Here is a 14411-nt window from a genome sequence, read left to right as displayed (position 1 = left end):
GGTGCTGGGCGCACCCCGCAAGCCTCGGGGCGCCGGACCTGCCTACGCGCAACCCATCCTACGGAACCATTCTGCGTCAGAGGTTCTCGTAGCGGTTCATGTCGAGAATGCCCGCCTCCACCGGCTCGGTCTCGCGCAGGTAGGCGTCGAGGTCGTGGAAGTAGAACCAGAACTGCGGGTGGCTGCGGCGGATGCCCCAGCGCTCGACCACGCGGTCGAAGTCCGAGGGGCTCTGCACCTTCTCCAGCGCGCCGACGAAGTCGCCGGCCTCCTCCGCCTTCAGGTCGAACATGAAGTTCGGATAGCTGGAGAGCACGCCGGGGTAGATGGTCAGGGTGTCCAGCCCCGGCTGGTAGCGCAGCGATTCGCCGAGCATGAAGGCCACGTTGCTGTGCGCGCGGTTGCGCAGCACGGTGTAGATCTCGCGTTTGCCGTCGGCCAGCTCGACGCGCAGGATGGTGGCCTCGGGGAACTGCTCGATCACCTTGAGCCCCGCCGCCGGGCGGCTGACCAGGCGGCTGAAGGCCTGCTCGGCGTCCTGCAGCGGGCGCGCCACCTGGCGACGGTAGCAGGCGCCGTCCTGGCACAGGTTGATCGGGTCGGGCCGCGCGTTGAGCCCGGCGTAGCGGCTCAGCAACTGGCTGGCGAAGGCGCTCTTGGCGCCATGCTCGGGCAGGCCGAGGCCGCTGGGCGCGTCGTTGTCGAGGTTCTGGTAGTCCAGCCACATCTTCAGCTTGCCGCTGTTCTGGTACCAGTCGTCGAGCAGCTTGGGCCGCGCCGCCACCGGCATCAGGCGGAGGAAGTTCTGCTCGGCGCCGTTGCGGATCAGGTCGAAGTACAGGCGCGTCTGTGCCTGGTGCGAAACGTTGCCATAGACGTCGAAGTTCACCACCAGCTGGTAGTAGGTGCGTTCCAGCAGCGGGTAGTCCAGCCACCACAGGGTCTGCGGCACGCCGCCGATCAGGCCCTTGCGCACCGAGGCGCTGTCGTACTGGCGGAAGATGCTCAGCAGCGCGTTGTCGTTGCCGCTCCAGATGTCCGCCCAGGTCGGCGCCGGCGCGTCCTCGTAGGCTTCCAGGCGCAGTTCCTCGTACTGGTTGCGCTTGTCGCGGTAGCTGGTCCACTGCTGCAGCATCTGGCCCATGTCGTCGATCTGCCCGGGCAGGCCGAGCAACGGCGTGACCTTGGCGCGATAGGCCGGGTCGGTGAGGTAGAGGTCGTGGGCCGGGTCCTGGAACAGCGCCCAGAAGTTGTCGCGGATCACGTCGGTGGCGATCTGCCCGCGGCACACCGGGCCGCGGATGAAGGTGCGGACGAAGTACTCGGCGTTGTCCAGCATGAACTGGTAGCGCGCCTGCGCCGGGATCGCGGCGAAGGTCTCGAACGGGTTGGCGCGGTGCTGCAGGCCGTAGCCGGGCACCTTGTCGGCCTGCCAGGCAGTGCCGAAGAACTGCTCGCGGGTGCGTTCGAGCTTGGCCGGGCTGAGCGGATAGGTGATGTGGGTCTTGTGCACGATCACCCCCTGGATCGGCCACAGGCGGTAGTAGAACTCCGCGCCGGGGTCGTCGTTGGGGCGCCGCGTGGCGATCGGGTCGATCGGCCGGCCGCTCGGCGTACGCGAGCGCACCAGCTGGAAGAAGTGCCCCGCCGCGCCCTTGTCCTGGAAGTACAGGTGGGCGAGGAACAGGTGCTCGTAGAGCCAGCGCGACACCAGGGTCTCGCGCGCACCGCGCTGGTTCAGGAAGTTCTCCCACTCGGTGACCTGCCGCGCCTCGGCGGCGCTGGGCTGCCAGGCCTGCTCGTCGACCGGCGCGCCCTGCGCCAGCCACTGCTTCAGGGTGGCGTATTGCGTGTCGCTCAGGCCGGTGACGGCGAAGGGCATGCCGCTGCGCGGGTTCTTGGCGACGAAGTCGTCGATGCTGTCCGGCGTCGGGCACTGGTTGGCGCGGTTGATCGACAGGTCCAGGCCTTCGGGAATCTTCGCGTTGGGCACCAGCGGGTGCGCGTGGCCGAGGTCGAGCATGCGCGCCATCAGCGCCGCCTGGCCGCCGCGGGCGTCGAGCACCGACCAGAAGTCCTTGCGCCGCCAGGCGTCGGCGCCGTGGGCGTCGAGGAACAGCCGGGTGGTTTCCTGGGCCTTGGTGCGCGTGCCGTCGTACACCGGCAGCTTGTTGGCGCCGCGCTGGGCGCCCTCGGCGGCGCTCAGGTTGAGCTGGCACGGCGAGTCGTAGCAGGCGTGGCAGGCCACGCACTTCTCGGTGAAGATCGGCTGGATGTCCTTGCTGTAGGAAATGCCCGCCGCCTGGGCAACAGCGGAAAGCAGCATGAACGCAATGGTCAACGCAAAGGATGCGCGCAAGGACATTTAGGACTCCATACCTCGTGAATAGCCGGATTCTAGCGGTTCCGAGGGGCTTTGCGGCCAACCGAAGGCCGGATCAACATGAATCGCGCTCATGTAAAAGCCCGACCAGCTCAAATCCCCTGCAGGTTTGCTATTATCAGCGACCCTTTGTCACGCCCTTTTCCAGGTAGCTCCCAATGTCCGATCGTGCCGCCCGCCAGCAAGCCCTGCAGAAAGCCCTGAAGGATCGCATCCTGATCCTCGACGGCGGCATGGGCACCATGATCCAGAGCTACAAGCTGCAGGAAGAGGACTACCGTGGCGCGCGCTTCGCCGACTGGCCGAGCGACGTCAAGGGCAACAACGACCTGCTGCTGCTCAGCCGCCCGGACGTCATCCAGGCCATCGAGAAGGCCTACCTGGACGCCGGCGCCGACATCCTCGAGACCAACACCTTCAACGCCACCCAGGTGTCCCAGGCCGACTACGGCATGGAAGCGCTGGTCTACGAGCTGAACGTCGAGGGCGCGCGCCTGGCCCGCGAAGTGGCCGACGCCAAGACCGCCGAGACCCCGGACAAGCCGCGCTTCGTCGCCGGCGTGCTCGGCCCGACCAGCCGCACCTGCTCGATCTCCCCGGACGTCAACGACCCCGGTTTCCGCAACGTCACCTTCGACGAACTGGTGGAGAACTACAGCGAGGCCACCCGTGGCCTGATCGAGGGCGGCGCCGACCTGATCCTGATCGAGACCATCTTCGACACCCTCAACGCCAAGGCGGCGATCTTCGCCGTGCAGGGCGTCTACGAGGAACTCGGCTTCGAACTGCCGATCATGATCTCCGGAACCATCACCGACGCCTCCGGGCGCACCCTGTCCGGGCAGACCACCGAGGCCTTCTGGAACTCGGTGAGCCACGCCCGGCCGATTTCCGTGGGCCTGAACTGCGCCCTCGGCGCCAAGGAACTGCGCCCGTACCTGGAAGAGCTGGCGACCAAGGCCGACACCCACGTCTCGGCGCACCCCAACGCCGGCCTGCCGAACGCCTTCGGCGAATACGACGAGACCCCGGCGCAGATGGCCGAAGTGGTCGAGGAATTCGCCGCGTCGGGCTTCCTGAACATCATCGGCGGCTGCTGCGGCACCACGCCCGGGCACATCGAGGCGATCGCCAAGGCGGTGGCCAAGTACCCGCCGCGCGCCATCCCGGAGATTCCCAAGGCCTGCCGCCTGTCCGGCCTGGAGCCCTTCACCATCGACCGCAGCTCGCTGTTCGTGAACGTCGGCGAGCGCACCAACATCACCGGTTCGGCGAAGTTCGCCCGGCTGATCCGCGAGGAGAACTACGCCGAGGCCCTGGAAGTGGCCCAGCAGCAGGTCGAAGCCGGCGCCCAGGTGATCGACATCAACATGGACGAGGGCATGCTCGACTCCAAGGCGGCGATGGTGAAGTTCCTCAACCTGATCGCCTCCGAGCCGGACATCTCGCGCGTGCCGATCATGATCGACTCCTCCAAGTGGGAAGTGATCGAGGCCGGCCTGAAGTGCATCCAGGGCAAGGGCATCGTCAACTCCATCTCCATGAAGGAAGGCGTCGAGCAGTTCAAGCACCATGCCCGCCTGTGCAAACGCTACGGCGCCGCCGTGGTGGTGATGGCCTTCGACGAGACCGGCCAGGCCGACACCCAGGCGCGCAAGGAAGAAATCTGCCAGCGCTCCTACGACATCCTGGTCAACGAAGTCGGCTTCCCGCCGGAAGACATCATCTTCGACCCGAACATCTTCGCGGTGGCCACCGGCATCGAGGAACACAACAACTACGCGGTCGACTTCATCAACGCCTGCGCCTACATCCGCGACAACCTGCCCCACGCGCTGAGCTCGGGCGGGGTGTCCAACGTGTCCTTCTCGTTCCGCGGCAACAACCCGGTGCGCGAGGCCATCCACTCGGTGTTCCTCTACTACGCGATCCGCAACGGCCTGAGCATGGGCATCGTCAACGCCGGCCAGCTGGAAATCTACGACGAGATTCCCAAGGAGCTGCGCGACAAGGTCGAGGACGTGGTGCTCAACCGCAGCCCGGACGCCACCGAGGCGCTGCTGGCTATCGCGGACAACTACAAGGGCGGTGGCGCGACCAAGGAAGTCGAAGACGAGGAATGGCGCAGCCATAGCGTCGAGAAGCGCCTGGAGCACGCCCTGGTCAAGGGCATCACCACCTGGATCGTCGAAGACACCGAGGAGTGCCGGCAGAAGTGCGCGCGGCCGATCGAGGTCATCGAAGGCCCGCTGATGAACGGCATGAACGTGGTCGGCGACCTGTTCGGCGCCGGCAAGATGTTCCTCCCGCAGGTGGTCAAGTCCGCCCGCGTGATGAAGCAGGCGGTGGCCCACCTGATCCCCTTCATCGAAGCGGAAAAAGGCGACAAGCCCGAGGCCAAGGGCAAGATCCTCATGGCCACGGTGAAGGGCGACGTGCACGACATCGGCAAGAACATCGTCGGCGTGGTGCTGGGCTGCAACGGCTACGACATCGTCGACCTCGGCGTGATGGTGCCGGCGGAGAAGATCCTGCAGACCGCCCGCGAGCAGAAGTGCGACATCATCGGCCTGTCCGGCCTGATCACCCCGTCGCTGGACGAGATGGTCCACGTCGCCAAGGAAATGCAGCGGCAGAACTTCCACCTGCCGTTGCTGATCGGCGGCGCCACCACCTCCAAGGCGCACACCGCGGTGAAGATCGACCCGCAGTACAGCAACGACGCCGTGGTCTACGTCACCGACGCCTCGCGCGCGGTGGGCGTGGCCACCACCCTGCTGTCGAAGGAAATGAAGCCCGAGTACGCCCGCAAGCTGCGCGAGGAGTACGCCGAGGTCCGCGAGCGCACCGCCAACCGCAGCGCGCGCACCGAGCGCCTGAGCTATGAAGCGGCGATCGCCGCCAAGCCGCAGTTCGACTGGGCCGGCTACCAGCCGCCGGTGCCCTCCTTCACCGGCGTCAAGGTGCTGGAAGACATCGACCTGAACGTACTCGCCGAGTACATCGACTGGACGCCGTTCTTCATCTCCTGGGACCTGGCCGGCAAGTACCCGCGCATCCTCAGCGACGAAGTGGTCGGCGAAGCGGCCACCACCCTGTTCAACGACGCCCAGGCGATGCTGCGCAAGCTGATCGACGAAAAACTGATCAAGTCCCGCGCAGTCTTGGGCTTCTGGCCGGCCAACCAGGTCAACCACGACGACCTGGAGGTCTACGCCGAGGACGGCCACAAGCTGGCCACCCTGCACCATCTGCGCCAGCAGACCATCAAGCCCGACGGCAAGCCGAACTTCAGCCTGGCCGACTTCGTCGCGCCCAAGGACAGCGGCGTGAAAGACTACGTCGGCGGCTTCATCACCACCGCCGGCATCGGCGCCGAGGAAGTGGCCAAGGCCTACGAGGCCAAGGGCGACGACTACAACGCGATCATGGTCAAGGCCCTCGCCGACCGCCTCGCCGAAGCCTGCGCCGAGTGGCTGCACGAACGCGTGCGCAAGGAATACTGGGGCTACCAGCCGGACGAGCACCTGGACAACGAGGCGCTGATCAAGGAGCAGTACGTCGGCATCCGCCCGGCGCCCGGCTACCCGGCCTGCCCCGACCACACCGAGAAAGGCACGCTGTTCCAGCTGCTGGACGCCGAAGGCGCCTCCGGCGTGACCCTCACCGAACACTACGCGATGTTCCCGGCCGCTGCCGTCAGCGGCTGGTACTTCGCCCACCCGCAGGCGCAGTACTTCGCCGTTGGCAAGGTCGACAAGGACCAGATCGACCGCTACAGCGCGCGCAAGGGCCAGGACGTGGCGGTCAGCGAACGCTGGCTGTCGCCGAACCTGGGCTACGACGCCTGATCCGCCTTTCCAGGAGCGAAAGATGAAATACCTCACCCCCGAACAGATGGAAAAACCGCGCAACCGCCGCCTGCGCAAGAAACTGCGCCTGGCCGAGTTCAAGGAACTGGGCTTCAGCCTGGAAGTGAACTACAGCGGCGACCTGGATGACGTGCTCGACCAGTGGATCGCCTTCGTCGAATCCCAGGGCTGGCTGTTCGTCGGCGGCGCCACCGAAGACGGCGAGTTCACCGGCTACCTGTGCCTGAACGCCGTCGGCAGCCTCGACGAAGCCGACCGCGAGACCGTCCGCCAGTGGCTGCAGAGCCAGGCCTGGTGCAAATCGTCCGAGCTCGGCGAGCTCAGCGACTGCTGGCACGGCCTGCTGGACTGATCTGGCCCCGCCTCGGAAAAAGCCCGCGAAAGCGGGCTTTTTCGTTTCCGCCGCCCATCAATCAGCGAACGGATGTCAGACCGCTCATTTCCTTTGCAAATAGAACAGCTCCTCTTCGCCGTTTCGCCTCCGTCCATCGGGCTCGCCCAGCAATGCCACATCGCCACTACTAGCGTTCAGCTGCCATCGCCGATGGCTCCCGACAACGCTTGTAGTCGCATGAAGCGCTGCATCCACGAGGTTAAAACTGCAAGGAGCGAGAAATGGCTTTCGTACTCAAGCTGGGCATGAAAAACGCTTCCGTAAAGGTGCTGCAGGAAGCTCTGATCAACAGCGCCGACCTACCGGCAACGACCAACGGCCAAAGCAATGCAGACGGCATTTTCGGCAAGATCACCGAAGACGCCGTGAAGCGCTTCCAGCATAAGCATGGCCTGGTGGAAGACGGCTTGGTCGGGCCGCGCACCGCCGCCGCCCTGGAAATCCCGGCGCCGCAACCCGCTGCGGTGCCAGCCGCGAAGCCGGACCACGTGCTGACCGAGGCGCAGCTGAGAAAGCTGGCGGAAATCGTCGACGGGGCGATTCCCACCGGGATCGTCGACATCTTCGACGACTTCGCCATCAAGTGGCTGGTCGAACGTCTGGACGCGGTGCTCGCCGAACTGCTGCCGCCCAAGATCCTGCAATACGTCCAGGAGATCAGCCGGGGCGTGGAAAGCGGCGATTACGCCAACCTCAAGAAGCGCCTGGTGGAGGCCATCAACAAGCGTGTCGACGTGCCCTTGCTGAGTGAAGCGGTCGAGGCGCGCATCATCGCCTTCGTCATCGACTTCATCACCGACGCCCTGACCACCGGCCACAACTTCGACTCGGCCCTGGCCAGCAGCGCGAAGAAGACCTTCGCCGGCTGACGCCCTTTACCCCAGGCGGCCACCGCCTGGGGTTTCTCCCCCGCCTATAGTTCCAGCATCGCCCCTCGCCCCGAGCGCCCCATGCCCGCCCTCGCCCACCTCAAGCGCCACCCTTCCGCCGTCCTGCTGCTGGTGCAACTGCTCGGCGTGCTGCTCTACCCGTGGATGGAATCCACCGCGCTGGGCCGCGCGCTGTTCGGCGCCTTCGGCCTGCTGGTGCTCGGCCTGGCGCTGCGGGTGGTCAAGCGCAGCCCGGTGCAGACCTGGATCGCCGCCGTGCTGGCGCTGCTGGTGCTGGCCCTGAGCGCCCTCGACCTGTGGCTGGCGAGCCGCGCCCTGGAGCTGCTGATCCCGGTACTGGAGGCTGCCTTCTACTTCTACGCCACGCTCAGCCTGATCGCCTACATGAGCGCCGACCAGCGCGCCACCACCGACGAGCTGTACGCCGCCGGCGCCACCTTCACCCTGCTCGCCTGGGCCTTCGCGCACCTCTACAACTTCTGCCAGCAGCTGGCTCCCGGCAGCTTCAGCGCGGCCGTCGACGCCGAGGCCGTGCGCAGCTGGACCGAGCTGCTGTTCCTCAGTTTCACCACCCTCTCCGGCGTCGGCCTGGGCGACATAGTGCCGCTGACCCCGGTGGCCCGCTCGCTGGTGATGATCGAGGAATTCGCCGGAGTGATGTACCTCGCGCTGGTGGTTTCGCGCCTGATCGCAATGACCGTCAACAACCGCCGCTGAGCCTGGCCGGCGACGACCGCGCGGGCAGCGACGGCGCCGTTACGCTAGGCTTCTCCCCAGGGGCGCAGCGACCGGCCGGCTGCCGCCACCGACCAACAATCGCCGGATCAACCTGCTGTCAGAGACGCCATGCTAGAGCGCCAGCGCCTTCACAACATCCTCAGCCTGGGGCTGCCGATCATCGGCGGCATGCTCAGCCAGAGCCTGCTCAACCTGGTGGACGCCGCCATGGTCGGCCACCTCGGCGAGAAGTCCCTGGCCGGTGTGGGCATCGGCAGCTACGCCAACTTCGTCGCGATATCTCTGGTCATGGGCCTCGGTGCCGGGGTCCAGGCGCTGGTGGCGCGACGCCGCGGCGAGGGTCGCGACAGTGACCTGGCCGGCCCGCTGAACTGCGGCCTGCTGGTTTCGCTGGGCCTGGCCCTGCCGATCAGCCTGGTCTGCCTGCTGTTCGCCGAACCCATCGTCCGCCTGCTGTCCCACGACCCCGAGGTGCTGGCCATCGGCGTGCCCTACTTCGAGTGGCGCGCGCTCTCGGTGCTGGCGGTGGGCCTGAACTTCTCGTTCCGTGGCTACTGGAACGGCACCCGCCGCTCGGGCATGTACATGCGCACTCTGGTGGTCATGCACCTGGCCAACGCCGCCATCAGCTACAGCCTGATCCATGGTCTGTTCGGCCTGCCGAACATGGGCGCGGTGGGCAGCGGCCTGGGCACCACCCTGGCGCTCTACCTGGGCTCGGCGATCTACGCCTGGATCACCTGGCGCGACGCCCGCGGCCACGGCTTCCTCGCCCGCCTGCCGAGCGAACGGGAAATCCGCGTGATGCTGCGCCTGTCGCTGCCCAACTCGCTGCAGCAGTTCTTCTTCGCCGCCGGCATCACCCTGCTGTTCTGGATCATCGCCCAGGTCGGCACCCGCGAGCTGGCGGTGGCCCACGTGCTGATCAACCTGGCGCTGTTCCTGATCCTGCCGGGCATCGGCCTGGGCATGGCAGCCACCACCCTGGTCAGCCAGTGCATGGGCGAGCGCGATTTCGACAGCGCGCATCGCTGGGGCTGGGACGTGGTCAAGGTCGCCGCCTGCGGCCTGGCGCTGCTCGGCACGCCGTTCTGGATGTTCCCCGAGGCGATCCTGCGGTTGTTCGTCAGCGACCCGACGCTGATCGAACTGGGCCGCGTGCCGCTGACCCTCACCGGGCTGGGCATGGTGATCGACGCCACCGCCCTGGTGCTGACCCAGGCGCTGCTCGGCGCCGGCGCCACGCGCACGGTGATGGCGGTCAGCCTGGGCAACCAGTGGCTGTTCTTCCTGCCCCTGGCCTACCTGGTCGGCCCGGGGCTGGGCGGCGGCCTGCTGGCGATCTGGAGCATGCAGATCCTCCAGCGCGGCCTGGCCTCGGCGATCTTCGCGGTGATGTGGCAGAAACGCCAGTGGACGCAGATAGAACTCTGACCCGGGCTATGCTTGCCGGGAACCCCAGGAGGCTTCCATGAACGACGATTCGCAGAACCGCCCGCCGAGCTTCTGGCAGATGCTGCAAAGCGTGCTGGCCGCGGCCTTCGGCGTGCAGAGCGGGAAGAACCGCGCGCGCGACTTCACCTACGGCAAGCCCAGCCACTTCATCTTCCTCGGCATCGCCTTCACCCTGGTCTTCGTCCTCGTGCTCTATGCCCTGGTGCGCCTGATCCTGCACCTGGCCGGCGTCTAGTCCAGCAGCGGCTGCAGCGAGAAGCGGTAGGTCTTCTGCCGTGGATGCAGGGCCAGGCTGAAATCGCGGAAGTCCAGGCCGTAGCCGGGGCGCGCCAGGTGCTCGCGCAGACGCTCGGCGCGCTGGCGGTCCAGGCGCACGAACAGCGGCAGCTCGCGGTCCTTGCCGCCGTGGGCGGCGAAATCGACGCCGGCGGCGTAGTCGTAGAGCATCACCATCGCCCAGCCGCCGACCGTGAAGTGCCCGCTCATGGCCACGCTGATGCTGCCATCGGCCACCGCCGAGAGCAGCTCCGGGGAATTGTTCAGGCCGCTGAACAGGATGTCGCGCCCCGGCACCCGGCCCAGCTCACGCGCCGCCTGCATGGCGCCGAAGGCCATCTCGTCGTTGGCCGACCAGACCAGGGTCACCTGCGGATAGCGGCGCAGCAGCTGGCGCGCCTGTTCGTAGGCGCGCTCGCGGCTCCAGCCGCCGTACACCACCTGCAGCAACCGCGCGCGCGGGAAGTCGGCCAGGGCCTGGCGCATGCCCTCCTCGCGCTGCTCCGCCACGGGCGCCTGGGCGAGCCCGGAGAAGGCCAGCAGCTCCAGGTCGCGCCCGGCGTCCTTGCCAGCCTGCATCAGGTCGTGGGACATGGCGAAGCCGGCCTGCTCCTCATTCGCCACCAGGGTGCCGATCCAGTTGCGGTAGCGTTCGCGGCTCCCCCCGGTGATGCGCTGCTGGCCGGCGGTCAGGCCGTTGTTCACGGCGAACAGGCGCACCCCGGTGTTGGCGTACAGGCGCAGCAGTTCCGGGCCGATGTAGCCCTCGTTGGTGAACACCAGGAAGTCCGGTAGCTGGCCGCTGTGCAGCAGCTCGCGAGCCTGCTGCAGCGAGCGCTGTGGATCGCGCTCGGCGTAGAGCACGCGCAGCGGCATGCCCAGGTCGTCGGCGGCGGCCTGCATGAATTGCGCATAGCTGACCCAGTAGGGCTCGTCGGCCCGTCCCGGATTGAGGAACACCACCGACGCCGCCTGGCTGGCGAACGACAGCAGCAGACCGACGACCAGTACCCAGGACTTGCACGAAAAACTCACGAAACCACACCCCGCCAGCGAAAAGCCGGCGAAGTATAGCCATTTGCCTTCATTGCGGTCGCCCCGCCCCAGACGGGCGGAACGGGATTCACTGATGGCTGACCCAGAACACCGCCGTGGCCACCACCAGAAGGATCAGAATCAGCGCCGCGCGGGCGTCGATCACGCTGTCACGGTTCTCGTTGCGGGACTCTTCGCTCATGGCTCCCCCTTCTTATTGCTGTTTTCGGTAGACCCACCAGCAGTTAAGACCAGAGCGGCCGCAGCGACAAGGCGCGCACCCTTCATGGCGACGGTGAAAGCGGATAGGCTGGGCGGGCCTCCCCGCACACCAGAACAAGGCAGCACCATGCACACCCTTTCCCTGCAAGATCGCGCCGCCCCCGAAGGCATCTGCTACGGCTGCGGCGGCAGCAACCCCCACGGCCTGCACATCAAGAGCCGCTGGCACGAGGACGGCGTCCACGTGATGGCCGAGCACCTGCCCGAGGCCAAGTACACCGGCTGGCCGGAACTGGTCTACGGTGGCCTGATCGCCATGCTGGTGGACTGCCACTCGAACTGGACGGCGATGGCCTACCACTACCGCGCCGAAGGCCGCGAGCCGGGCAGCCTGCCGCGCCTGGACTGCGTCACCGGCCAGCTCGGGATCAAGTTCATCAAGCCGACCCCGATGGGTGTACCGCTGGTCCTCAAGGCCCACGTGGAAGGCGAGCTGGGGCGCAAGAGCCGGATCATCTGCGAGGTGTACGCCGGCGACGTGCTGACCGCCATCGGCGACTCGATTTTCGTCCGCGTCGACACCGCCCAGCTGGGAGCCCAGGCCCACGGCCGCGAAGGCTGAGAACCTGTCTACGATCTGCTGTGCGTCGGCATAACTGCGTTAAAAACAGGCGAGTGATGCTCATTTAGCGGACTAAACTCCGCTCCCTCGCCTGTTTTTTCCTTGTTCTGCTCTAGCTCGCGAGATCGTAAACAGGCTCTGGACCCGGCGGCGACACGCGCGGTTCGCACGGCGGGCCGCGCTTATATCGGAAAGTTCTCGCCATATACTCAAACTTCACTTTTACGCATATTCCCTAACTGGTATCGTGCGCGGCACTCCGCGTGGAGCGCGTTGCCGTGCGCGCCCGGAAGCGCAGTACGCCCGAGCGCTATAGCCTGACAGCAGGATTTTTCATGTACGTATATGACGAATACGATCAAAGGATCGTAGAGGATCGCGTCGAGCAGTTCCGCGATCAGACCCGCCGCTACCTGGCGGGCGAACTGACCGGCGAGGAATTCCGCCCGCTGCGTCTGCAGAACGGCCTGTACATCCAGCGTTACGCGCCCATGCTGCGCGTCGCCGTGCCCTACGGCCTGCTCTCCGCCAAGCAGGTGCGCAAGCTGGCGCAGATCGCCCGCGACTACGACAAGGGCTACGCGCACATCAGCACCCGCCAGAACGTCCAGTACAACTGGCCGGAACTGGAAGACGTGCCGGAAATCCTCGCCGAACTGGCCACCGTGCAGATGCACGCGATCCAGACCAGCGGCAACTGCATCCGCAACACCACCACCGACCAGTTCGCCGGCGTCGCCCGCGACGAGCTGGTGGACCCGCGCCCGTGGTGCGAGGTCATCCGCCAGTGGTCGACCTTCCACCCCGAGTTCGCCCACCTGCCGCGCAAGTTCAAGATCGCCGTCAACGGCGCCGTGAGCGACCGCGCCGCCATCGAGGTGCACGACATCGGCCTGGAAGCGGTGAGCAACGACGCCGGCGAGCTGGGCTTCCGCGTCTCGGTCGGCGGCGGCCTGGGCCGTACCCCGATCGTCGGCAGCTTCATCAATGAATTCCTGCCGTGGCAGCACCTGCTGTCGTACCTCGACGCCATCCTGCGCGTGTACAACCGCTACGGCCGTCGCGACAACAAGTACAAGGCGCGCATCAAGATCCTGGTCAAGGCGCTGACCCCGGAAGTCTTCGCCGAGAAGGTGAACGCCGAGTGGGCCCACCTGAAGGACGGTCCGAGCACCCTGACCGATGCCGAAGTGCAGCGCATCGCCGCGCATTTCGTCGACCCGGCCTACCGCGCCCTGGAAGACCAGGATGCCGCCCTCGCCCGGCTCGACGCCGAGAACCCCGGCTTCGCTCGCTGGCGCCAGCGCAACACCTTCGCCCACAAGAAGCCCGGCTACGTCGCCGTGACCCTGTCGCTCAAGCCCACCGGCGTGGCGCCGGGCGACGTCACCGACAAGCAGCTGGACGCCATCGCCGACCTGGCCGATCGCTACAGCTTCGGTGAAGTGCGCAACAGCCATAACCAGAACGTCATCCTCGCCGATGTCGAGCAGGCGCAGCTGTTCACCCTCTGGGGCGAACTGCGCGAGCAGGGCTTCGCCACCCCCAACGTGGGCCTGCTGACCGACATCATCTGCTGCCCCGGCGGCGACTTCTGCTCCCTGGCCAACGCCAAGTCGATCCCGGTGGCCGAAGCCATCCAGCGCCGCTTCGACGACCTCGACTACCTGTTCGACATCGGCGACCTGGACCTCAACATCTCCGGCTGCATGAACGCCTGCGGCCACCACCACGTGGGCCACATCGGCATCCTCGGGGTGGACAAGAAGGGCGAGGAGTTCTACCAGGTTTCCCTCGGCGGCAGCGCCAGCCGTGACGCCAGCCTCGCGCAGATCCTCGGCCCGTCGTTCGCCCAGGAGCAGATGGCCGACGTGATCGAGAAGCTGATCAAGGTCTATGTCGAGAACCGCACCGAGGAAGAGCGCTTCCTGGACACCTACCGCCGCATCGGCATCGACCCGTTCAAGGAGCGCGTATATGCAGCGAATCATTAAGCACCGCGAAGTGGTCGACGACCGCTGGCACCTGCTGCCCAAGGACGCCACCCTGGAAAGCGTGCCGAACAGCGACGACGTGATCATCCCGCTGGCGCTGTGGCTGGAACACGGCCCGGCCCTGCGCGGTCGCGACGGCGGCCTGGGCGTGTGGCTGGACGCCGACGAGGGCCCGGAAGCCATCGCCGACGACCTGGCCAGCTTCCAGGTGATCGCCGTGAACTTCCCGGCCTTCACCGACGGCCGTGGTTTCAGCACCGCGCGCCTGCTGCGTGAACGCTTCGGCTACAAGGGCGAAGTCCGCGCCATCGGCGACGTGCTGCGCGACCAGCTGTTCTTCATGCAGAGCTGCGGCTTCGACGCCTACGCCATCCGCGCCGACCGCGACCCGCAGGCCGCGCTGGCCGGGCTGGACGACTTCAGCGAGGTCTACCAGACCTCGGTGACCCAGCCGCAACCGCTGTTCCGCCGCCGCCAGCAGGCCTGACGGCCGCTTCGGCGATACGAAAAGCCCCGCCTCGGCGGGGCTT

The 14411-nt window shown here is 66.7% G+C and carries 11 protein-coding genes; 9 read left to right on the top strand and 2 right to left on the bottom strand.

All coding sequences use genetic code 11. The features are described 5' to 3' along the window. Positions 1 to 76: 76 nt before the first annotated feature. Entirely contained in the window at positions 77 to 2365 is a 2289-nt protein-coding gene (locus tag P3W75_RS01185) for a fatty acid cis/trans isomerase (RefSeq protein ID WP_276225537.1), read from the bottom strand. A gap of 176 nt (positions 2366 to 2541) precedes the next feature. Between P3W75_RS01185 and metH the strand changes: the two genes are divergently transcribed. The 6 genes from metH (at position 2542) to P3W75_RS01155 (ending at position 9967) form a co-directional block, all read left to right on the top strand. Continuing rightward, entirely contained in the window at positions 2542 to 6234 is a 3693-nt protein-coding gene (metH, locus tag P3W75_RS01180; RefSeq protein ID WP_276225536.1) for a methionine synthase, read from the top strand. 22 nt (positions 6235 to 6256) lie between these two features. Beyond that, the gene (locus P3W75_RS01175) at positions 6257 to 6607 is read left to right on the top strand and encodes a 50S ribosome-binding protein YggL (RefSeq protein ID WP_276225535.1); all 351 of its coding nucleotides are present in this window, start codon (positions 6257 to 6259) and stop codon (positions 6605 to 6607) included. A 263-nt stretch (positions 6608 to 6870) separates the two neighbouring features. Next, positions 6871 to 7518 carry a peptidoglycan-binding domain-containing protein gene (locus P3W75_RS01170; RefSeq protein ID WP_276225534.1) on the top strand — a complete coding sequence of 216 codons (648 nt, stop codon included), beginning with the start codon at positions 6871 to 6873 and terminating at the stop codon, positions 7516 to 7518. 81 nt (positions 7519 to 7599) lie between these two features. Further along, complete coding sequence (locus tag P3W75_RS01165) at positions 7600 to 8256, top strand: potassium channel family protein (RefSeq protein WP_276225533.1); 657 nt, start codon at positions 7600 to 7602, stop codon at positions 8254 to 8256. 129 nt (positions 8257 to 8385) lie between these two features. Then, on the top strand, positions 8386 to 9711 hold the full coding sequence (locus P3W75_RS01160; protein WP_276225532.1) for an MATE family efflux transporter: 1326 nt from the start codon (positions 8386 to 8388) through the stop codon (positions 9709 to 9711). Between the two features lie 37 nt (positions 9712 to 9748). Next, positions 9749 to 9967 carry a DUF2970 domain-containing protein gene (locus tag P3W75_RS01155; RefSeq protein ID WP_276225531.1) on the top strand — a complete coding sequence of 73 codons (219 nt, stop codon included), beginning with the start codon at positions 9749 to 9751 and terminating at the stop codon, positions 9965 to 9967. On the opposite strand, the gene P3W75_RS01150 is transcribed toward P3W75_RS01155, so the two are convergent. After that, complete coding sequence (locus tag P3W75_RS01150) at positions 9964 to 11043, bottom strand: ABC transporter substrate-binding protein (RefSeq protein ID WP_276225530.1); 1080 nt, start codon at positions 11041 to 11043, stop codon at positions 9964 to 9966. The two genes, P3W75_RS01155 and P3W75_RS01150, sit on opposite strands and share 4 nt — an antisense overlap. Positions 11044 to 11392: 349 nt before the next feature. Here P3W75_RS01150 and P3W75_RS01145 point away from each other — a divergent pair, with 349 nt between their 5' ends. The 3 genes from P3W75_RS01145 to P3W75_RS01135 all read left to right on the top strand — a co-directional run bounded on the left by P3W75_RS01145 (position 11393) and on the right by P3W75_RS01135 (position 14368). Next, positions 11393 to 11887: a PaaI family thioesterase gene (locus tag P3W75_RS01145; RefSeq protein WP_276225529.1), complete on the top strand. Its 495-nt coding sequence runs from the start codon at positions 11393 to 11395 to the stop codon at positions 11885 to 11887. A 335-nt stretch (positions 11888 to 12222) separates the two neighbouring features. Beyond that, positions 12223 to 13881, top strand: a complete 1659-nt coding sequence (locus P3W75_RS01140) for a nitrite/sulfite reductase (protein ID WP_276225528.1) — start codon at positions 12223 to 12225, stop codon at positions 13879 to 13881. Next, positions 13865 to 14368 carry a DUF934 domain-containing protein gene (locus P3W75_RS01135; RefSeq protein ID WP_276225527.1) on the top strand — a complete coding sequence of 168 codons (504 nt, stop codon included), beginning with the start codon at positions 13865 to 13867 and terminating at the stop codon, positions 14366 to 14368. Before P3W75_RS01140 ends, P3W75_RS01135 begins: the two co-directional genes overlap by 17 nt. The last annotated feature ends 43 nt before the right edge of the window (positions 14369 to 14411 follow it).

Source organism: Pseudomonas citronellolis (assembly GCF_029335315.1).
Lineage (GTDB): Bacteria > Pseudomonadota > Gammaproteobacteria > Pseudomonadales > Pseudomonadaceae > Pseudomonas > Pseudomonas citronellolis_A.
This window is presented reverse-complemented; position numbering and strand designations above follow the sequence as displayed.